Source organism: Streptomyces xinghaiensis S187 (assembly GCF_000220705.2).
In the GTDB taxonomy this organism is placed as follows: domain Bacteria; phylum Actinomycetota; class Actinomycetes; order Streptomycetales; family Streptomycetaceae; genus Streptomyces; species Streptomyces xinghaiensis.
Genome location: NZ_CP023202.1, coordinates 4,065,895 through 4,086,006 on the forward strand (window position 1 = coordinate 4,065,895; position 20,112 = coordinate 4,086,006).

15 protein-coding genes are annotated in these 20,112 nt (G+C 74.4%); 10 read left to right on the top strand and 5 right to left on the bottom strand.

Annotated features, from left to right (window positions below; genetic code table 11):
* Nucleotides 1–210: 210 nt before the first annotated feature.
* From SXIN_RS17480 to SXIN_RS17490, 3 genes are read left to right on the top strand one after another with little or no spacing between them, the layout of a single operon-like run.
* A complete protein-coding gene (locus SXIN_RS17480; protein WP_019711216.1) occupies nt 211–1,812 on the top strand; it encodes a 4-coumarate--CoA ligase family protein in 1,602 nt (533 codons plus the stop codon).
* Nucleotides 1,809–2,633 (top strand): enoyl-CoA hydratase family protein, encoded by an 825-nt coding sequence (locus SXIN_RS17485; RefSeq protein WP_019711215.1) that lies wholly within the window; start codon nt 1,809–1,811, stop codon nt 2,631–2,633. The genes SXIN_RS17480 and SXIN_RS17485 overlap by 4 nt, the downstream gene beginning before the upstream one ends.
* Nucleotides 2,621–3,283: a TetR/AcrR family transcriptional regulator gene (locus SXIN_RS17490; protein WP_019711214.1), complete on the top strand. Its 663-nt coding sequence runs from the start codon at nt 2,621–2,623 to the stop codon at nt 3,281–3,283. The genes SXIN_RS17485 and SXIN_RS17490 overlap by 13 nt, the downstream gene beginning before the upstream one ends.
* A gap of 125 nt (nt 3,284–3,408) precedes the next feature.
* On the opposite strand, the gene SXIN_RS17495 is transcribed toward SXIN_RS17490, so the two are convergent.
* Nucleotides 3,409–4,509, bottom strand: a complete 1,101-nt coding sequence (locus tag SXIN_RS17495; protein WP_019711213.1) for a citrate synthase 2 — start codon at nt 4,507–4,509, stop codon at nt 3,409–3,411.
* A 515-nt stretch (nt 4,510–5,024) separates the two neighbouring features.
* On the opposite strand from SXIN_RS17495, the gene pdxH reads away from it, so the two are divergent.
* Entirely contained in the window at nt 5,025–5,654 is a 630-nt protein-coding gene (gene pdxH, locus SXIN_RS17500; protein WP_039823699.1) for a pyridoxamine 5'-phosphate oxidase, read from the top strand.
* Between the two features lie 598 nt (nt 5,655–6,252).
* Nucleotides 6,253–7,725, top strand: a complete 1,473-nt coding sequence (locus SXIN_RS17505; RefSeq protein ID WP_238153792.1) for a PAS domain-containing protein — start codon at nt 6,253–6,255, stop codon at nt 7,723–7,725.
* Between the two features lie 42 nt (nt 7,726–7,767).
* On the opposite strand, the gene SXIN_RS17510 is transcribed toward SXIN_RS17505, so the two are convergent.
* Complete coding sequence (locus SXIN_RS17510; RefSeq protein ID WP_019711209.1) at nt 7,768–8,589, bottom strand: SIS domain-containing protein; 822 nt, start codon at nt 8,587–8,589, stop codon at nt 7,768–7,770.
* A gap of 322 nt (nt 8,590–8,911) precedes the next feature.
* Here SXIN_RS17510 and SXIN_RS17515 point away from each other — a divergent pair, with 322 nt between their 5' ends.
* Nucleotides 8,912–9,604, top strand: a complete 693-nt coding sequence (locus SXIN_RS17515; RefSeq protein WP_019711208.1) for an iron-dependent transcriptional repressor DtxR — start codon at nt 8,912–8,914, stop codon at nt 9,602–9,604.
* A gap of 989 nt (nt 9,605–10,593) precedes the next feature.
* Entirely contained in the window at nt 10,594–11,457 is an 864-nt protein-coding gene (locus SXIN_RS17520) for an alpha/beta fold hydrolase (RefSeq protein ID WP_019711207.1), read from the top strand.
* Nucleotides 11,458–11,492: 35 nt separating this feature from the next.
* Here SXIN_RS17520 and SXIN_RS17525 read toward each other — a convergent pair whose 3' ends face one another.
* The gene (locus SXIN_RS17525) at nt 11,493–13,184 is read right to left on the bottom strand and encodes a transporter (RefSeq protein WP_420341057.1); all 1,692 of its coding nucleotides are present in this window, start codon (nt 13,182–13,184) and stop codon (nt 11,493–11,495) included.
* On the bottom strand, nt 13,181–14,047 hold the full coding sequence (locus SXIN_RS17530) for an ABC transporter ATP-binding protein (protein ID WP_039823689.1): 867 nt from the start codon (nt 14,045–14,047) through the stop codon (nt 13,181–13,183). The genes SXIN_RS17525 and SXIN_RS17530 overlap by 4 nt, the downstream gene beginning before the upstream one ends.
* Nucleotides 14,048–14,874: 827 nt before the next feature.
* Here SXIN_RS17530 and SXIN_RS17535 point away from each other — a divergent pair.
* Both SXIN_RS17535 and SXIN_RS17540 read left to right on the top strand, forming a co-directional pair.
* Nucleotides 14,875–16,254, top strand: a complete 1,380-nt coding sequence (locus SXIN_RS17535) for an NsdA family TPR-like regulatory protein (protein ID WP_039823683.1) — start codon at nt 14,875–14,877, stop codon at nt 16,252–16,254.
* Nucleotides 16,255–16,493: 239 nt separating this feature from the next.
* Nucleotides 16,494–18,056 carry a hypothetical protein gene (locus SXIN_RS17540; protein WP_238153793.1) on the top strand — a complete coding sequence of 521 codons (1,563 nt, stop codon included), beginning with the start codon at nt 16,494–16,496 and terminating at the stop codon, nt 18,054–18,056.
* A 110-nt stretch (nt 18,057–18,166) separates the two neighbouring features.
* Here the strand turns inward: SXIN_RS17540 and SXIN_RS17545 are convergent, their stop codons facing one another.
* Nucleotides 18,167–19,486, bottom strand: a complete 1,320-nt coding sequence (locus SXIN_RS17545; protein ID WP_019711902.1) for an ABC transporter substrate-binding protein — start codon at nt 19,484–19,486, stop codon at nt 18,167–18,169.
* Between the two features lie 172 nt (nt 19,487–19,658).
* Between SXIN_RS17545 and SXIN_RS17550 the strand changes: the two genes are divergently transcribed.
* Nucleotides 19,659–20,105, top strand: a complete 447-nt coding sequence (locus SXIN_RS17550) for an SCO4402 family protein (protein WP_019711901.1) — start codon at nt 19,659–19,661, stop codon at nt 20,103–20,105.
* Nucleotides 20,106–20,112 lie beyond the last annotated feature (7 nt).

Here is a 20,112-nt window from a genome sequence, read left to right on the forward strand (position 1 = left end):
GTGGCGGTGCCGTGCACCCGGGGCCAACCGGGGGCGCGGCCAGGGGCGCGATGCGGCTCGGGAACACAGGCACGCAGGCAACGCAGACACGCAGGCACCCGGGCAGCCCAGGGCAGCACACCCCGCAGCCGGCACACACCCGCAGGCACAGAGGCACACAGGCACACAGGCACACAGGCACACAGGGACCCAGAGAGCGGAGGGATCGCCATGATCCACCGGAGCGCCTACCCGGACGTCCGGCCCGTCGACCAGCCCATCCACGAAGCCGTCCTCGGCCGGGCCGCCGAGTTCGGGGACACCCCCGCGCTGATCGACGGCGTGGACGGCACCACGGTCAGCTACGCCCAGCTCGACGTCTTCACCCGCCGGATCGCCGCGGCGCTCGCCGAGGCGGGGGTCCGCAAGGGCGACGTCCTGGCCCTGCACAGCCCGAACACCATCGCCTACCCGGCCGTCTTCTACGCCGCGACCATGGCCGGCGCCTCCGTCACCACCGTCCACCCGCTCGCCACCGCCGAGGAGCTCGCCAAACAACTGCGCGACTCCGGGGCGCGCTGGATCGTCACGGTGTCCCTCCTCCTGGAGACGGCCAAGGCGGCGGCCGCCGCGGCGGAGGCGGCCGGGGGCGGGCCGGTCGCGGAGATCTTCGTCTGCGACCGGGCGGAGGGCCACCGCTCCGTCCTGCACGACATGCTCGCCTCGACGGCCCCGGAGCCGGTGGTGGAGATCGACCCCGCCGAGGACGTGGCGGTGCTGCCGTACTCCTCGGGCACCACCGGCGCCCCCAAGGGCGTGATGCTCACCCACCGCAGCATCGCCACCAACCTCGCCCAGCTCGATCCGCTGCTCCCGAACGAGACGGACGAGCGCATCCTCGCCGTCCTCCCCTTCTTCCACATCTACGGCCTGACCGCCCTCATGAACGCCCCGCTCCGCCGGGGCGCCACCGTCGTCGTGCTGCCCCGCTTCGACCTGGAGCAGTACCTGGCGGCCATCGAGCGCCACCGGGTCACGGCCCTCTACGTCGCCCCGCCGATCGTGCTGGCCCTCGCCAAGCACCCGGCGGTCACGGAGCACGACCTGTCCTCCGTGCGGTACGTCCTGAGCGCCGCGGCGCCCCTGGACGCCGAACTGGCCGCGGCCTGCTCCCGCCGCCTCGGCGTACCGCCCGTGCTGCAGGCGTACGGGATGACGGAGCTGTCGCCCGGCACGCACGCCGTGCCGCTCGACGCGGAGAACCCGCCGCCGGGCACCGTCGGCACCCTGGTGCCCGGCACCGAGATGCGGATCGTCTCCCTCGACGACCCCGCACAGGACGTGGACCCGGGTGAGCCGGGCGAGGTCCTGATCCGCGGCCCGCAGGTGATGAAGGGCTACCTCGGCCGCCCCGACGCGACCGCCGCGATGATCGACGAGGACGGCTGGCTGCACACCGGGGACGTCGGCCGGGTGGACGCCGGCGGCTGGCTCTTCGTCGTCGACCGGGTCAAGGAACTCATCAAGTACAAGGGCTACCAGGTGGCGCCCGCCGAGCTGGAGGCCTGCCTGCTGACCCATCCGGAGATCGCCGACGCGGCGGTCATCGGCGTCACGGACGAGGACAGCAACGAGATCCCCAAGGCGTACGTCGTGCGCAGGCCGGGGGCCGGGACCACGGCCGGGCAGGTCATGACGTACGTTGCGGAACGGGTCGCCCCCTACAAGAAGATCCGCCGGGTCGAGTTCCTGGACGCGGTGCCCCGCGCCGTCAGCGGCAAGATCCTCCGGCGCGAACTCCGGACCCGGGAAAGGACGTCCACCACGCCATGACCGACGCACAGGCCCCGGCACAGCAGCCGGAACAGCAGCCGGAACAGCAGCCGGAACAGCCCTCCGCGCGGCCCCTGGTGCGCCGCGCGACCGAACGCGGCGTCACCACGCTCACCCTCGACTCGCCGCACAACCGCAACGCGCTCTCCACCCGCCTCGTCACCGAACTGCACGAGGCCCTGGCGGAGGCCGCGGCCGACGCGGACGTCCGCGCCGTCCTGCTCACCCACACCGGCACCACGTTCTGCGCCGGCGCGGACCTCACCGAGGCCGGCTCGGCGGACGCGGCCTCCGCCCCGCTCGGTCTGGCCCGGCTGCTCCGTACGGTCACGGAGCTGCCGAAGCCCGTGGTGGCGCGGGTGACCGGCCATGTGCGGGCGGGCGGGCTCGGCCTGCTGGGGTGCTGCGACATCTCGGTGGCGGGGCCGGGCACGAGCTTCGCGTTCACCGAGGCCCGGCTCGGCCTGGCGCCGGCGGTGATCTCCCTGCCGCTGCTGCCGCGGCTCGATCCGCGCGCCGCCGCCCGCTACTACCTCACGGGCGAACGGTTCGACGGGGACGAGGCGAGCCGGATCGGCCTCGTCACCGTCTCGGCGGAGGACCCGGACGCGGCGCTCGCCCCGATCCTGGACGGCCTGCGGCGGGCGTCCCCGCAGGGGCTGGCGGAGTCGAAGAAGCTGGTCACCGCCGACGTCCTGCGCCGGTTCGACCGGGACACCGGGGAGCTGGCCGGGCAGTCGGCCCGCCTCTTCGCCTCCGCCGAGGCCCGCGAGGGCATGACGGCCTTCCTGGAACGGCGGGGCCCGGCATGGGCGCGGTGACGACGGTCCGCGGCCCGAAGCAGGACCGCAGCCGCGCCACCCGGCAGCGGCTGCTGGAGGCGGCGGTCGCCTGCCTGGCCGAACACGGCTGGAGCGGCAGCACGGTTACGGTCGTCGCCGAGCGCGCCGGGGTGTCCCGCGGCGCGGCGCAGCACCACTTCCCCACCCGGGAGGATCTGTTCACGGCGGCGGTCGAACATGTGGCGGAGGAACGCTCGGCGGCGCTGCGCGCGATGCTGAGCGGCGAGGGGGCCGTGCGGGGCGGGAAAGCGGCGCCGGGCGGCCGCACCCGGGCCGTCGTGGAGGCGATCGTCGCCCTCTACACGGGGCCGCTGTTCCGGGCCGCGCTGCACCTCTGGGTGGCCGCCTCGAACGAGGAGCAGCTGAAGCCGCGCGTCACCGCGCTGGAGGCCCGTATCGGCCGGGAGAGCCACCGGATGGCGGTCGGACTGCTCGGCGCCGACGAATCGGTGCCGGGGGTCCGCGAAACGGTGCAGGGCCTGCTGGACATGGCCCGGGGCCTCGGCCTGGCCACGCTCCTCACGGACGACGCGGCCCGCCGCGACCGGGTGGTGGCCCAGTGGGCCCGCATCCTGGACGACACGCTCGGCCGGGGGCCCGGCGCAACCGGGGAGCACGGGGACTCCTGAGTCCTCCGGCCCGCGGCACACCGCCCCCGCACCGGGGTGCGGGGGCGGTGTGGCCGGCGGGTACGGCCGGAGCCCGGCGGATGCGGCCCGGGCCGGCCGGTGCTCGGCCAGTGCCTGGCCGGTGCTCAGCCGGCGATGTCCGCGAAGCCCTCGACCTCGCGCGGGTTCCGGGTGCCCGGGCCGATGTAGCGGGCCGAGGGGCGCACCAGGCGGCCCGTGCGCTTCTGCTCCAGGATGTGCGCGGACCAGCCGGCCGTGCGGGCGCAGGTGAACATCGAGGTGAACATGTGCGCGGGCACCTCGGCGAAGTCGAGCACGATGGCGGCCCAGAACTCGACGTTCGTGGCGAGCACCCGGTCGGGGCGCCGGTTGTGCAGCTCCTCCAGGGCGGCGCTTTCCAGCGCCTCGGCGACCTCGTAGCGCGGCGCGGCCAGTTCCTTGGCGGTGCGGCGCAGCACGCGGGCCCGCGGGTCCTCGGCGCGGTAGACGCGGTGGCCGAAGCCCATGAGGCGCTCGCCCTTGTCGAGGGACTTCTTGACGTAGGCGGTGGCGTCGCCGGTGCGCTCGATCTCCTCGATCATGCCGAGCACGCGGGACGGCGCGCCGCCGTGCAGCGGGCCGGACATGGCGCCCACGGCGCCGGAGAGCGCCGCGGCGACGTCGGCGCCGGTGGAGGCGATGACGCGGGCGGTGAAGGTGGAGGCGTTCATGCCGTGCTCGGCGGCGGAGGTCCAGTAGGCGTCGACGGCCTTGACGTGCCTGGGGTCGGGCTCGCCGCGCCAGCGCTTCATGAAGCGCTCGACGACGGTGTCGGCCTTGTCGATCTCCCGCTGCGGGACCATCGGCAGGCCCTGGCCGCGCGCCGACTGGGCGACGTAGGAGAGCGCCATGACGGCGGCCCGGGCGAGGTCGTCGCGGGCCTGGGACTCGTCGATGTCGAGGAGCGGTTTCAGGCCCCAGACGGGGGCGAGCATGGCGAGCGCGGACTGGACGTCGACGCGGATGTCACCGGAGTGGACGGGGATGGGGAACGGCTCGGCGGGCGGCAGGCCGGGGTTGAAGGCGCCGTCGACGAGGAGGCCCCAGACGTTGCCGAAGGAGACGTGGCCGACGAGGTCCTCGATGTCGACGCCGCGGTAGCGGAGGGCGCCGCCTTCCTTGTCCGGTTCGGCGATCTCCGTCTCGAACGCGACGACTCCTTCGAGTCCGGGTACGAAGTCGGACATCAGGCGGCTCCTCTGTGGCGTGATGTGGTCGACACACATGGCTTGTGACCAGAATGTCAAGCTTTGCGGTGTGCGGTGCCGGTCCGGATGCGCGGCCGCCCCGCTCCGCGGCTCTGCGACGCCGGCGCGGCTCACGCTCCGTAACGGTTACCCCGGTGATGCCCGGCCCGGGAGATGGTTATCCGTTCGGGCGCACACCGGAGAGGCACTGAGGGCCTCTACAGGCGGGACACGATATCTCGCGTCATCCGGGGGCTATAGGGGCCCAGCCGATGATTTTGGCTGGTTCGGCCGATGCGGGGAAGCGTGAGAAGCGGCACACTGTGCCATCTTCCGGGGGAGGGGTTACGCCGCGTAGGGACTGCCAACGCTGCGTCAACGGTCCGTCAGTGTCTTCGGCTCTTCGGATGATGCTGCAAGATGAGTCCGTGCCTGATGATTCTCTGGAGTCCGTGGAGTCCGTGCCGCACGTCGACGCCGATCAGCCGGTGGCGCCCGACTACGATCCCGCCGCCATGCGCGAGCACTACCGCTCGGGAGGTCTGTACGAGGGGGATCTCGCCGGGGCGCCGATGGAGCAGTTCGCCCGGTGGTTCCGGCAGGCGTCGGAGAGCGGCCTCTACGAGCCGAACGCCATGGTGGTCTCCACGGTCGATGCCAGCGGCCGGCCCAGCTCGCGGACGGTCCTGCTGAAGGGCTTCGACGAACGCGGGTTCGTCTTCTTCACGAACTACACCTCGCGCAAGGGCCGGGAGATCGACACCAACCCGTATGTGGCGCTGCTGTTCCCCTGGCACCCCATCGCCCGCCAGGTGCTGGTGGAGGGGGTGGCCGAACGGGTCGGCCGGGACGAGACGGTGGCGTACTTCCGCACCCGCCCGCACGGCTCGCAGCTCGGCGCCTGGGCGAGCCGCCAGTCGGAGCTGGTGGTCTCCCGGGAGGAACTCGACCGTTCCTACGGGGAGCTGGCCGACCGCTATCCGCCGGGCGAGCAGGTGCCGGTGCCGCCGGAGTGGGGCGGGTACCGGGTCTTCCCGGAGGCGGTCGAGTTCTGGCAGGGCCGCGAGAACCGCCTCCACGACCGGCTGCGCTACATCCGCTCCGCGACGGCGAAGGGCTGGACGGTCCAGCGGGTGTGCCCGTAGGGCCAACGGCGCCGCACCCAAGGGGGAGCGCCGGTGCCGGGCCCGTGCTCCTGGACACGGCGCGGGCCGGGAACGCAGACGACCCGCGAGCCTCTTCCCCTCGCCGCCGGGCCAACGGCTCGGCGGCAAGGGGGCCGGTCGGACGTACCGGCGGCTCGCGGGTCGGGTGACTGCTGGGAATTGGGCCGGCTGCACGCATCTCTCACGTGCGGGTCCGGCGGTGCGCAGAGCGCGACGACGGACTGCTAGCCCGCAGTCACCTCACGCGTCCGGATTTCTGACATCTGCCGAACCACCTCCCTTCTCGTGTGCTGCGAGGGTAGGCGGACGACCCGCCGGGACTCAACGCTTTTTCGGGGGACTTCTCCGGACAGGGCGGGCGGCCGCGTTCCCCCGCCCGCCGTCCGCGTGCGCCTCCCCTGCCAACTGCCTGCCGGTACGGGACCGTTGCGGACCGCTCCCGGCCCCGTTCGTCGCCCCGGGCCACCGATTTCCGGGAACACGGTGTGGGCTCCATCACGTTCGAGTTCAATGAAACGGGATTACGGATTACGGAGTACGTACAGCGCTACGCAGCCACGTCGTCTGGAGGTGCCAGGTGACTGCTCAACGGCCTTCCGGCTCAGGCCCCGTCCCGTCGGCGCGTCCCGCCGGCCCCGGCCGGGAGACTCCTTGTCCCCCGCCGGACTGCGAGGACTCCGACCTGCTGGCCGCGCTGCTGGACGGCATGGACGCCGCCCTCTGCGCCTTCGACGCCGACGGTGTCGTCACCCACTGGAACCGCGAGGCCGAACGCATCCTCGGCTGGTCGGCGGAGGAGGCGGTCGGCCGGCCCGGCTTCGCCGGCTGGGCGGTCCGCACGGCCGACGCCGACGAGGTGCAGGGCCGGCTGATGGCGGCGATGGACTCCCCGGGCCGCCAGGTGCACGAATTCGCGCTGCTCACCAAGGACGGCGGCCGGGTCCTCGTCCGCACCCAGTCGGCCGCCGTGCGGGGCGCGAAGGGGGAGCCCGCGGGCGTCTACTGCGCGTTCAGCGAGGTGCACGCCCAGATCGACCTGGAACGGTCCCTGGCGCTGAGCGACGCCCTGTTCGAGGACGCCGCCTGGGGCGTGGTCCTGGTGGACGCCGATCTGCGCCCGGCCGTGGTGGGCGGTCACGCGGCGCGCACCCTCGGCCGGGAACGGGCCGAGCTGCTGGGACGCCCGCTGGGGGATCTGCTGTCGCAGGGCGCGGAGGAACTGGAGAGCTCGCTCCAGCACGTGCTGGCGGAGGGCACACCCCCCGCCCCCAGCGACCTGTGGGTGACCCTGCGCCCCGCACGGAGCGACGGCACCGGCGGCACGGGCGCCACGGGCGGCGCCCCGGAGGCGGCCGGAGCCGGGCGCGACGGCGGCGGGCGCCGCTGCTGGCGCAGCGGCTTCGTCCGGCTGGCGTCACCGCTCGCGGAGGAGCCGGTGCCGCTGGGCGTCGCCTGGTTCTTCCAGGACGTCACGGAGACGAAACTGCTGGAGCGGGAGGGCTCGCTGCTGCGCTTCCGCGGCAACCAGCTGCACCGCGCGGGGATCTCGGCGGCCGAGTGCGAGGACCCGGCCGAGGCGGCGACCGTCCATGTCGACTTCGCCCTCGCCGGGTTCGCGGACCACGCGCTGCTCGACCTGCTGGCCCCGGACGGACCGGCCGCCGGCCGGCTGGTCCGGGCCGCGGCCACGCCGACCGGTGCGGGGGGCCCGTGCTCGGCGATCGAACCGGGCGGCATCCCCGTGGGCTACCCGGAGGGCCACCCCGCGCCGCGGGCCGTGGAGCGCACCGGTTCCGTGCGCTCCTCCGCGATCACCGGGGGTGCCGCGGACCCGCGCGACTGGGCGCGGGCCCGGCAGTGGCCGGAGGACTCGGTGCACGCGCTCTGCGTCGTCCTGCGCAGCCGCGGCCGGACCCTGGGCGTGCTGACGTTCCTGCGGGGCGCGAGCCGCCGGCCGTTCGAACGCCAGGACGCGGTGTACGCGGAGGACGTGGCGGTCCGCACGGCCGTCCTGCTGGACCTGGCCGGGGTGACGCGCCCCGGCCGGTGAGCCGGGGCATTCGTGGACGCGATGAACCCGATCCGCCGGGGTTCAGGTGTGCCGGTGGAAGATCCGGTCGCGGTACTCGTCCAGGACCTCGCGGTTCCAGTCGTGGCCGCCGTCGACGTTGCCGGAGCGCAGCAGCGGCGGAGTCATCCCGCGCGCGGCGAGCTCGCCGGCGGCGGAGGCCATGACGGCCTGCATCAGCGCGCTGGTCACGACGGTCGAGGCGGGGGCGAAGGGCGCGTCGATGCCGTCGGCGGTCAGTTCCGCGTCCCCCACGGAGATCTTGCTGTCGAGGACCACGTCGCAGTGGTCCTTGAGGAAGGTGCCGCTGGGGTTCTGCGGCTTGGTGGCGGCGGCGTAGGCGACGGAGGTGACCCCGACCACCGTCAGCCCGCGCGCCCGGGCGCCCCGGGCCATCTCCACCGGCAGCGCGTTGCGCCCGGAGAGCGAGATGATCACGAGCAGATCGCCGGACCGCACCGGGGCCGTGCCGAGGACGGCGTCCGCCAGCCCGTCCACCCTTTCGAGTGCGCTGCCGAGGGTGGCGGGCATGACGTCGACTCCGGTCACGCCCGGTACGGCGAGCAGGTTCATCAGGGCGAGACCGCCCGCGCGGTAGACGACGTCCTGGGCGGGCAGCGAGGAGTGCCCGGCGCCGAACGCGAAGAGCCGTCCGCCCGCGGTGACGGTGTCGGCGATCAGGGATCCGGCCCGGAGGATGCCGCCGGTCTCCTCGTCGCGGACGCGCCGCAGCAGGTCGGCGGCGGCGTCGAGGAACCGCCCGGGAAGGTCCTCGCCGGGCCGGGGGGTGGTGAGCTGCGCCGTGAGCCGTGCGGGACGGTTCCCGGGAAGCGTGCTGTCGCTCATCGCCGAGGGGCCCTTTCCGTGGGGTCCGTTGGGGTTTCCGCCGGGCGTCCGGCAGAGGTCGGGGGAGGGTCGGGGGAGGCCGGCCGAAGGATTCGCGGGAGGCCCGGAGGCCGCCGGAGTCCGGGCGGGGCTCCGCGGGATCGCCGCGGGAGGTCCGCCGCGGTGGGGGCCCCGGCCGGGCCCGCCCCGCGGCGATCACGGTGCGGTCTACACCACTGCCCTGTCAATACCGCGCCGGGCCGCCGCACGACAGGGGCCGGTTGTCCCCGGCATGCGCAAGAATTGGGGGCCGGGGCCACCGCACCATCTACGAGGGGCACGCATGTCCGGACTCATCGACACCACGGAGATGTATCTCCGCACCATCCTGGAGCTTGAGGAGGAAGGTGTGGTGCCCATGCGCGCGCGGATCGCGGAACGGCTCGACCAGAGCGGTCCGACGGTCAGCCAGACGGTGGCGCGGATGGAGCGCGACGGGCTGCTGAGCGTGGCCGGGGACCGCCACCTGGAGCTGACCGAGGAGGGCCGCCGGCTGGCCACCCGCGTCATGCGCAAGCACCGGCTGGCCGAGTGCCTGCTGGTCGACGTCATCGGGCTGGAGTGGGAGCAGGTCCACGCCGAGGCGTGCCGCTGGGAGCACGTCATGAGCGAGGCCGTCGAGCGGCGCGTGCTGGAACTGCTGCAGCACCCCACGGAGTCCCCGTACGGCAACCCGATCCCGGGCCTGGAGGAGCTGGGCGAGTCCGGCCGGTCCGACCCGTTCCTCGGCGAGGGCGTGGTCAGCCTGGTCGATCTGCGCCCGGGCGCGGAGAGCAAGACGGTGGTCGTCCGGCGGATCGGCGAGCCGATCCAGACGGACGCCCAGCTGATGTACACGCTGCGGCGGGCCGGGGTGCAGCCGGGCTCGGTGGTGAGCGTCCGGGAGTCGGCGGGCGGCGTGCTGATCGGCAGCGGCGGGGAGGCCGCGGAGCTGGACGCGGATGTCGCCTCCCACGTGTTCGTGGCGAAGCGTTAGCGCGGAGCGGGCCGGCGCCGGGCGAAGGTGCCCCGCTGTACCCCGCCCGTGGTCCGTTCGGGCACCGCACCGGGGGACGGGCGGCGCCGGCGGGCGGGGGCGCGGCGGCTCGGGAGAGGCGCGCGGCGGGGCGTCCGAGGTGCGGACGGCCTGTCAGAAGCGCGGGCGCGAGGGGCACACAGGGGCTGGATTAAGGGCGTAGGGGCAGCGCGCGGACGGCCGGGCATGTCACCCTGTCGCTGAGGCATATGGCGCTGGGGCATTCGCGGGGCGCCGCGTTGTGTCCGCCGACCGGGAGGTGTGCGCGATGGGCCGAGGGAGCCGGATCGGTGCCGATACCCCGGCCGGAAGCGCCGGGGGAGGGCCGGTCCGGGCGGGCGGACGAAGCGGTCGGAGCGGTCGGAGTGGACAAAGCGGCCGGGGCGGGCTGGGCGCCGTACGGGCCGGACCGAGTGCCGGGCGGAAAGCCGTACGGGCCGGGGGCGGTACCGCGGCAGCCCCGCGGTCAGGGACGCCGGCCCCGCCGAGCCCCCCGAACCCGCCGATTCGGCTGTCTTCCGGCGTCCGCCCCGGACGTTCGAAGGCCCCGGCTCGCCGTGGCGTAGCCGGGGCCTCGCCTCCCCGTGTCGCGCCGGCCGACCCGGAGCCCCGAGCTCTCAGGGTCGGTGCCGGCGTTCTCACCTCGTTCTTTCCATCCCCTCGGCCGCGGCGGCCAATCCTTGAGGGCTGTCACCCGTACGAGGGTTCTTGTACGGCGATGCGGCTCCATCACCCCATGTTCGAATAAGAGTTCGATACTGTATCCGTGTTCCACCCCGCACGGCACGACCCCCGCGCACCACACGAACCGCACGCCACGCCAGGCACGGCACAGAGCGAGCGGCACGAGAGACACGACGGACCCGACGGGCCCGGGGCAGACGCGCTGCGGCCGGCCGCGGGGCAGCACACCGACACGGCAGCCGGAAGGAATGGGGGTGCCAGATCACATGGTTCGGCGCATCAACACGACCGGAGCCGACGGAGTCCGGCTGGCCGCCTGGGAGTTCGCCGACCCGCCCAAGGGCGTGCGGGAGGGCGAGGCGGCTCCGGGGGTCCTGCTCCTGCACGGGCTGATGGGGCGCGCGTCCCACTGGGCGGAGACGGCCCGCTGGCTCTCCGCGCGCCACCACGCCGTCGCCCTCGACCAACGGGGCCACGGGCGCAGCGAGAAGCCCGCCCGCGGACCGTACACCCGGGAGGCCTACGTCGCCGACGCCGAGGCCGTTCTGGAGCGGCTGGAGCTCGGCCCGGCCGTGCTGATCGGCCACGCCATGGGCGCCCTGACGGCATGGCAGCTCGCCGCCCGCCGCCCCGACCTCGTCCGGGCGCTGGTGATCTGCGACATGCGCGCCTCCGCGCTCGGCGCCCGTTCGCAGCGCGAGTGGGAGGAGTGGTTCGCGTCCTGGCCGCTGCCCTTCGCGACCCTCGCGGACGTCCGCACGTGGTTCGGCGAGGACGATCCGGGCCTGGAGCGCCCCCGGCCGTCCCGCGGCGACTTCTTCGCCGAGGTGATGGCCGAGCGCGCCGACGGCTGGCGCCCGGTCTTCTCCCGCCGGGCGATGCTGCGGGCGCGGGAGTCGTGGGTGCACGACGCCCACTGGGACGAACTGGCGCAGGTGCGGTGCCCCACCCTCGTCGTGCGGGGCCTCGACGGCGAACTCGGCCGTGCCGAGGCCCAGGAGATGGTCCGGGTGCTGCCCCGGGGCACGTACGCCGAGGTGCCGGACGCGGGGCATCTGGTCCACTACGACCGGCCCGAGGGCTGGCGGTCGGTCGTCGAACCGTTCCTGGAGAACGTGACGCCGGCCTGAGCGGCCCGCCGCCCCGGGGCCCGCCCGGGCGGCGGTCAGGCCTTGCTGACCGCCGCCAGGATCTCCGGCAGCCGGGCGGCGGTGCGCGGGGCCGCCAGCCGCAGGCCGAGGCGGGTGATCCCCCAGGCGTAGAGGGCGCCGGCCGGCAGGATCAGCCACAGCCAGGCGTGGGCGCCCGCCACATGCATCCAGATGACGAGGGCCAGCAGCGGCGCGCACAGCAGCGCCGCCGCCAGCATGCCGCCCAGAATGCTCAGCCAGGCCAGCCCGGCCTGCCCCGGTGCGACGTTCTTGAAGCCGCTGTCCTGCGGAATCGAGTACGGGAAGAGCTCCGAGGCCAGTGCGCCCGTCGCCAGCATGGCGCCCAGCAGGGCCAGGGAGACGCCCAGGGCCTCCGGGAACGCGCTCCAGTCCCCCAGCAGGACCGAGGAGATGACCACCACGAGCGTCACGTACGGCACCGCGACGACCGCCAGGGCCATCGCCCGCCCGCGGAGTTCGAGATAGGCGTCGCGCGGCGAGGAGATCGTCTGCGCCACGATCCAGAAGGCGGAGGTGTCCTGCCCGAACTGGTTGTACATCTGCATGCCCAGCAGCCCGGCCGCCCAGCACGCCGCGTACGGGCTGCCGTTGCCCTGCACCGCGTACACCACCGGCAGCAGCAGGCCGATGCCCAGCGCCGAGACCCAGCCGGTCTTGGCCTTGGGGTCGCGCCAGGCGTAGCGCAGGGTGCGTTCCATGACGGTGCCGGTGCGGCCGGGCGGCAGCAGCCGGGCGAGGCCGGTGCCGTCGCCGGAGGGCTTCTTCTCGGGGGTGGTGGCGGCCTGCAGGGTCGAGCCGTCGGGGGCGGTCATCAGCCGGGTGAGGCTCCGCTGCCACCACCAGACCAGCAGGGCCAGCGCGGCGCCGGTCAGCGCCAGCTGCGCGGCCGCAGTGGCGTACGAGCCCGCGCCCGCGGCGCGTACGGCGTCCAGGGCGGAGGCCGGGGGCACCCAGCGCAGCACGTCCGCCGCCGGTTCCAGGACCCGCAGTCCGCCGGGCTCGGACAGCTTCTGCACCCCGAGGTTGACGAACTGGGCGCCGACCGCGATGAACAGACCGCTGAGCAGGGCCAGATCACGGCCTCTTCGGCTGGTCAGCAGCCGGACGTTGGCGGCGGCCACCGCGCGGGACAGCGCCACGCACACCAGCAGCACCAGCGGCGCGGCCACCACGCCCGTCACGACGGCCGCCGTGCCGTGGGCCACCGCCACCACCGAGCCGGCGGCCAGGGTCAGGGTGAACAGCGAGCCGATGCCGATGAGCGAGGCCACCAGCAGGGAGAGCGCCAGCGGGGCGGGGCGCAGCGGCAGCATCACCAGCCGTGTCGGGTCCAGCGTCTCGTCGCCCGCGGAGAAGAACAGCGGCATCACGGCCCAGCCCAGCGTGAGCACGGCGGTGATCGTCAGGACGAGGGCGGGCGCGTGCTCGTTGCCGCGCAGGGCGATCAGGCCCAGCAGTTGCAGTGCCGCGAACAGCAGGGTGAACACGAGCGAGGCGATGTAGGCGGCCTTGCGGCCGGCCGACTGGCGCAGGCCGTTGCGGAGCAGGGACAGCTTCAGCCGGACGAAGACGGCCGTGACGGCGGCTCCTCCGGCGGACCGGGGCGCGTCCGGGCGGCCGGCGGCGCCGAGCGCGGGAACGGCGGGGGCGGTGGGTGTGGTGGGTGTGGTGGGTGTGGTGCTCACCGGGCGCCGCCACCCAGCCAGTCCAGGCTCTGCCCGGCGTCGTGGCCGCCCGCGCCGACCAGTTCGAGGAAGGCGTCCTGCAGCGTGGGCGCGTCGCCGCGCACCTCGGCGAGCGGACCGCGGGCACGGATGCGGCCGGCGGCCATCACCGCCACCCAGTCGCACAGGCTCTCGACCAGTTCCATGACGTGGCTGGAGAAGACGACGGTCGCGCCCGAGGCGGTGTAGCGCTCCAGCACGCCGCGGATCGTCTGCGCGGAGACCGGGTCGACCCCTTCGAACGGCTCGTCGAGGAACAGCACTTCGGGGTTGTGGAGCAGCGCGGCGGCGAGGCCGATCTTCTTCCGCATACCGGTCGAGTAGTCGATGACCAGCTTGTGCTGGGCGCCGGCCAGGCCGAGCACGTCGAGCAGCTGCGTCGTCCGCTGGTCCACCTCCTCGCCGGGCAGTCCGCGCAGCCGGCCCAGATACGTGAGCAGTTCGCGACCGGAGAGACGTTCGAAGAGCCGCAGGCCCTCGGGGAGGACCCCGATCCGGGACTTCACGGCGACCGGGTCGGCCCAGACGTCGTGGCCGCCGATCAGCACCTGGCCCGCGTCGGGGCGCAGCAGCCCGGTGACCATGGACAGGGTCGTCGTCTTGCCCGCGCCGTTCGGACCGACGAGGCCGATGAACCGGCCGGCGGGCAGCTCCAGATCGACCCCCGCGACGGCCGCCTGCTCGCCGAACCGTTTCCACAGCCCGCGGACCCGGACGGCGACGGGGGCCCCGGCCGTGTCCGCCGGGGGTGCCGCCCCGGCTTCCGTTCCCGCCGCCTCCGTCCCCGCTTCCGTCCCCGCTTCCGCCGCCGCCGTGCCGGCCACCGGGCCGGTCTGGCCGGTGGTGTCGAAGGTATCGGTGGTGTCGGTGTGGTCGGGCCTCTCCGCCGTCCGCTTCTCTGCCACGTGCCGCGCCCTTCATCGTCCCCGTGTGTTCCCCCGGGGGAGCCTCCCGTTCCGGCCCCCGGCAAGGCACCCTACGGGGTGGGCAGCCGGACGCACGTCCGACCGCAGGAGGACCTGTGGCGCCTTCTCCAGGGCGCCGGGAGGGCCCCGCCCCGCCGCCCGCTGCCCGGTGCTCCCGCGCCGCGCTTCCGGATGCGCCCCCGGCGCACGGCGGCCCGTCCCGCACGGGAGCGGCGGGTTCCGGAGCCGGGGCCGGTACCCGGCCGGCCTCCTCCGCCCGCCGGGCGCGCCGCTCCGGCGTGCGTGCCGCCGGGCCCGGACCCGGCCAGGTGAGGGCCGGGCGGCACCGCCCGGCGCCCCCGCCGGGCCCGCCACGGCGCGGCTTCCGCCGGCGGCTGCCGGCGCGGTACCGGAATCCGGCCCGCCGTGCGGGGGCCGCGCGCTCCGTCCCCGCCGGTCACCGCTCAGCGTGTCCGCCCCGGGGTACGGCTCCGTGGTGGTGCGACCCGGCGCACCCCGCCCCCGTCCGGGGCGCACGGATGCACCGGCGGGGGCGCGTGGGCGACAGGTGCCGTGTGGGCGGGTAGTCCGTAGTGCGGCATCTTGCGCACGAGTAACCCGCCGAACGATCTCGTAGGCACCGATCAGACGACATGGCAGGAACTGACCGGTACGTCCCCGTGGGGAGCGGAGACGGAGCCGGGGCACCGCCTGCCGACCACGCTCGCGATCAAGGGGGTAGAGGCATGGCAGCCAGGCCGCTCGTCGCACGCCGGCCCAACGAAAGGCTCGGGGCGCTGATACAGGAAGCGGGCTGCTCCAACGCCGGGCTCGCCCGCAGGGTGAACCTCTGCGGTGCGGAGCACGGTCTCGACCTGCGCTACGACAAGACATCGGTGGCCCGCTGGCTCCGCGGCCAGCAGCCGCGCGGCCGCGCCCCGGCCGTCATCGCGGAGGCCCTGGGCCGCAAGCTGGGGCGCACGGTCACGATCGACGAGATCGGCATGGCCGAGGGCAAGAACCTCGCCTCCGGGGTGGGGCTGCAGTTCTCGCCCACCGTGCCCGGGGCGATCGAACAGGTCTGTGAGCTGTGGCGGAGCGACGTGGGCCGCCGCGACTTCCTGTCCGGGTCCACCGTGGCCTCGTCCGCGCTGGTCGAGCCCAGCCGCGACTGGCTCATCACCGGGACCGATCCGCAGGTGGCGCGGGCGGGCGGCGCGCGGGTCGGCATGACCGACGTCGAGGCCGTACGGGCCATGACCGCGGCGCTGACCGAGCTGGACCACCGCTACGGCAGCGGGCATGTGCGCCCGGTCGTCGTGCACTACCTCAACAGTGTGGTCTCCGGGCTGCTCGGCGGCTCGTACAAGGAGCCGGTGGGACGCGCCCTGTTCGCGGCCGTCTCCCGCCTGACCGAACTGGCCGGCTACATGGCCGTCGACACCGGCCAGCCCGGGCTGGCCCAGCGCTACTACATCCAGGCCCTGCGGCTCGCCCAGGCCGCCGGGGACCGCGGCTACGGCGGCTACGTCCTCGCCGCCGGCATGAGCCACCTGGCGGCCTCCCTCGGCAATCCGCGCGAGATCGCGCAGCTGGCCCGGGCGGCGCAGGAAGGGGCGCGCGGCCACGTCACTCCGCGGGCCGAGGCGATGTTCCTGGCGGCGGAGGCGCGGGGGCACGCGCTGATGGGTGACGGCGCGGCCTTCACGACCGTGGCGGCGCGCGCGGTGTCGGCGATGGACCGGGCCGGGAACGGCGACGACCCCGCCTGGATCGGCCACTTCGACGAGGCCTATCTCGCCGACGAACTGGCGCACTGCCACCGAGACCTGGGCGACGCCGGGCCGGCCCGCCGCCGCGCCGAGGAGGCTCTCGCCGGTCATCCGGAGGGGCGGGTGCGGCGCCGGGCGATCGGACTGCTGCTGCTGGCGGCGGCCCAGACCCAGCAGCGCGAGATCGAGCAGGCGTGCGACACCGGGACACGGGCGCTGGAGCTCCTGGGCGGCCTCCGTTCGAACCGGGGCATGGAGTACCTGGAGGACTTCCAGCAGCGGCTGAAGCCCTTCGCGGCCGAACGCGCGGTACGGGAATTCGGCGAGCGGGCGGCGGAACCGGTGGCGGCGTAGCGGCGGGCCGGACGGCCGGGCGGGGCCCCGGTGCGGCACGGGCGCAGCCGGTACGGCACGCGCGCGGCACCGGCAGGACACCGGGGAGACAACTGCGGTACACCCGTGGGGCCTTGGCCCCGAGCCGCCCTCCAGGCGCCGGGAGGGCGGCTGTGACCAGGCGCGTGGCAGAGGCGCGCGGACAACGGGTAGCGTGCAGGGAGCTTCCGTAGTGGTCCCCGCAGAGCCAAGGAGTCCTGGTGTCGCAGAGCGGACAGGGCAACGAGCCGCAACGTCATGCGTACGAGGGCATCGTGCTGCCTGCCGGTGGCGGCGAGCCGATCGTGCCCGAGCGGCACACGGCGCCCGCGGCCGGACAGCCGTGGGGGCAGCCCTGGGGCCCGGAGCAGCAGGAGGAGCGGCAGCGGTCCGGGGGAGGGCGGTCGCAGTACGAGCCGCAGGATCAGCAGTACGGGCAACAAAATCAGCAGTACGGACAGCAGGACCAGCAGTACGGGTCGCAGGACCAGCAGTACGGGCAGCAGCCGCCGCCCCAGCCGCGGTACGAGCCCCAGCAGCCGCAGTACGAGCCGCAGCGGCACCGTGAGCCCCTGCCGTCCGCGCCGGGACCGATGCCGCTGCCCGCGGAGGAGACGCAGGTGCTGCCCCCGCAGAGCCCGGCCCCTCCGGCACCACCCTCGTCCGACGCCGAGGCGACCCAGCTCATGGCGCCGGTGGCCGGGGGTCCGCTGCCGCCGGAGAGGCCTTCCGAGGCCACCACCTTCCTCGGCCGCCGCACGGACGGCGGCCCCGCTCCGCGGCCGCCGGAGACCGCGGACGAGCAGGCCACCCAGTACATCCCACCCGTACCGGGCGACGGCCCGGCCCCCGGCCGGCCCTCCGGCCCGCCGCCCGCCGCCGCACCGGCGCCGCCGCCCCCCGGGCACGAGCCCTACGGGGTCAGGCCAGGCTCGCCCGGCGACCGGCAGCCGCCCGCGGAGTTCGACGGACTGTTCCGGGACTCCCGCGCCGCCGACGGGCCGGACGCCACCCAGCAGATGCCTCGCTTCGACCAGCAGTCCCCGCCGCCCCGGCCGCAGTACGGGCAGCAGCAGTTCCAGCAGCCGCCCGCGCCGCACGAGGACCGGGCCCCGCAGGGCCGTGCCGCCCGCCGCAACGCCGAGCGCAAGCGGCCGCTCTCCCCGGCCGCGCTGGCCGGCATCGTCATCGGCGGCTGCGTCGTGGCCGGCCTGGCGGCGGGAGCCGCGCTCAGCGGCGGCGACGACGAGGGGTCCGGTGAGGACGACAAGAAGCCGGTCGCCGCGAGCCAGTCGGCGGGCACGGAGCCGTCATCGGCGGCGGACCCGGTGAAGGAGCAGGCCGAGGCGCTGGACGCGCTGCTCGCGGACAGCAACAACAGCCGGGAGGCGGTGATCAAGGCCGTGCAGAACATCGGCGCCTGCAAGAACCTGCCGAAGGCCGCCTCGGATCTGCGGGACGCGGCGAAACAGCGGAACGAGCTGGTCACCCGGCTCGGCGAGATCTCCGTCGACCGGCTGCCCGAACACGCGTCGCTCACCGCCTCGCTGACCAGCGCCTGGAAGGCGTCGGCCGCCGCCGACAACCACTACGCGGCCTGGGCCGACCAGGTGGCCTCCGGCAAGGGCGGCTGCAAGGGCGGCAAGGCGAAGGTGACCGGCCAGACGGCCAAGGGAAACACGGCCAGCGGACGGGCCACCGAGGCGAAGAAGAAGGCCGCCTCGCTCTGGAACCCGATCGCCAAGGAGCACGGCCTCACCGAACGGCAGTACCTGCAGCTCTGATCCGAACGGCGGCGGCCGGCCCCCGGTTCACCTGCCGGGGCGCCGGTGCCGTGCCCGTCGTGCACCCGGCGGCTGCGGCGCGCCCGAACCGGGCCGCGCCGTGCCCCGCGTCACTCCTCGGCGGCCCTGCTCTGCGCATAGGTGTAGCGGCGCTCCAGGGTCTTGGCCACGTTGACGAAGCCGTCGCGCGACGCCACCAGGCGGCCGTCCCGCACCTCCTGGAACGACACCATCGTGTTGGCGATCCGCGGATAGTCGCTCGCGCCCAGCACGTCCTGGTAGTTCCAGCTCAGCTTGGGGGTCAGCCCGCCGGTGTCGATGCCGTCGGCGCCGATGCCGCTGTCGAGCGCCTGGCGCAGCGACCGGCCCGTGACGGGACCGTCGTGGATCGACTCGATCAGCCGGTGCAGCACCGTGTAGGCGATCCAGGTGGTCTGGACGCCCGGGTCGGAGACGTCGACGCGGTTGTCGCTGAAGGCGTGTTCGCGGACGACCGCGCGCATCGTGTCCCAGGCCGGGTCGTCCGCCGCCGGGTACCAGCCGGTGACGGAGGCGCCCTCGAAGGGGCTGCCGGAGCCGCCGGTGCGGTCCACGAGCGACTGCTGGACGCTGCCGAGGACGGAGGCCAGCCGGATCGGCTCGCCGCTCTCGCGCAGCCGGCGGAAGGAGTCGAAGAAGGTGTCGGTGCGGTCGCCGAGGGCGGCGGTGACACACGCGCCCTCCGTACCCCGGTCCTCGACCTCCAGGAGCTCCAGGGCGAGCTCGCTCTGCCGCTTGTACTCGGAGGCGTCCTCGGGGGCGCGCACGTCGCTGGCCTCCTCCCGGTCGCCCTCGGCCAGGCCGGCGCTGATCAGGGAGGGCATCTGGTCGCCGTTGATGGTGTCGGGACGGACCAGGGTGACGCGCTCGCACTGCGCCGCGAGCTGCCGGCCGCTGCCGGCGATCAGGGTGGCGTGCCCGCCGTTGACGGGATAGGACAGCGGGCTGGTGAACTCCTCGTCGGTGACCCCGTAGCCGCCGATGTACGGGATGCCCTCGGATTCCAGGGGCGACATGAAGGCGCGTCCGTGCTGGCTGTAGGAGCCGACCACCGCGGCGACCTCCTCGGCCACGGCGCGGCGTGCGCAGCGTCCGGCGCTGACGGTGTCGTTGTGCTCGTTGCAGGTGATGACCTTCAGTTCGTGGCCGTTGATGCCGCCGTTCTCGTTGACCCAGCGGGCGTAGGCCCGGGCCATGGCGGGCATCCCGGGCATGTTCGTCGCCGAGGTGCCCTCGGGGGCCCAGGTCATCACGGTCACCGGATCCTTGGTGCCCGAGGTGCCGGTGAGGCTGCCGCAGCCGGCGAGCAGCGAGGCGCAGACCGCCGTCGCGGCCGCGACGGTGACCGCCCTGCGCGGAAATGGGGGGGTGGGGCGTAGCCGTCCAGTCATGGGTAGGGACGATTCCGCCCGGCCGGTAACTCCGTCGTGATGAAAGGTCAACACGCGGTGACGGGAGGGTGAACAGCGGGGGTGCGGAAAGGCCGCCGCCGAGCGGAACGTACCATTCCATCCTGTGCAGGGTTCGGAGAGGTCTTCCCGTCGCGGCCACCGCTCACTCAGTATGGGCGGTATGCCGCTCAATGACATGCCCTGGTGGCGCTGGCGCGCCCATGTGCGTTCCGCGCTCCACATGCTCTCGGACCCCGTGTTCCAGCAGGAGTGCTGGCTGGCCGGACGGGAGGGATACGGGGACGTCACCGACGCCGTCTACCGGCTGGTCGAGGACACCTGGCTCGACAACTGGTCGGCGGAGAAGTACGTCGGGACGATCTTCCGCGACTCCCAGGAGGCCGCGCTCGTCGACGTCGCCGTGCTGCGCGTGCTGCGCATCATGCACCAGGTCGGCCCGGACGCCCCCGTCGCCGTCTACCTCGAGCACCACGGCTGGCCGGAGGCCGTACGGGCCGCGCGCGACGCGCACGTACGGCTGGCGCAGAACGACGGCGAGGACCCGGACGCCCCGCCGCGCTCCCTGGACGCGCTCGCGCTGATGGCCCGGGCGGTCTGACGGGCCG

Coding starts and splice junctions, on each gene's coding strand:
- SXIN_RS17480 (WP_019711216.1), top strand. CDS start 211: ATGATCCACCGGAGCGCCTACCCGGACGTCCGGCCCGTCGACCAGCCC.
- SXIN_RS17485 (WP_019711215.1), top strand. CDS start 1,809: ATGACCGACGCACAGGCCCCGGCACAGCAGCCGGAACAGCAGCCGGAA.
- SXIN_RS17490 (WP_019711214.1), top strand. CDS start 2,621: ATGGGCGCGGTGACGACGGTCCGCGGCCCGAAGCAGGACCGCAGCCGC.
- SXIN_RS17495 (WP_019711213.1), bottom strand. CDS start 4,509: ATGTCCGACTTCGTACCCGGACTCGAAGGAGTCGTCGCGTTCGAGACG.
- pdxH (WP_039823699.1), top strand. CDS start 5,025: ATGCGCGAGCACTACCGCTCGGGAGGTCTGTACGAGGGGGATCTCGCC.
- SXIN_RS17510 (WP_019711209.1), bottom strand. CDS start 8,589: ATGAGCGACAGCACGCTTCCCGGGAACCGTCCCGCACGGCTCACGGCG.
- SXIN_RS17515 (WP_019711208.1), top strand. CDS start 8,912: ATGTCCGGACTCATCGACACCACGGAGATGTATCTCCGCACCATCCTG.
- SXIN_RS17520 (WP_019711207.1), top strand. CDS start 10,594: ATGGTTCGGCGCATCAACACGACCGGAGCCGACGGAGTCCGGCTGGCC.
- SXIN_RS17535 (WP_039823683.1), top strand. CDS start 14,875: ATGGCAGCCAGGCCGCTCGTCGCACGCCGGCCCAACGAAAGGCTCGGG.
- SXIN_RS17545 (WP_019711902.1), bottom strand. CDS start 19,486: ATGACTGGACGGCTACGCCCCACCCCCCCATTTCCGCGCAGGGCGGTC.
- SXIN_RS17550 (WP_019711901.1), top strand. CDS start 19,659: ATGGGCGGTATGCCGCTCAATGACATGCCCTGGTGGCGCTGGCGCGCC.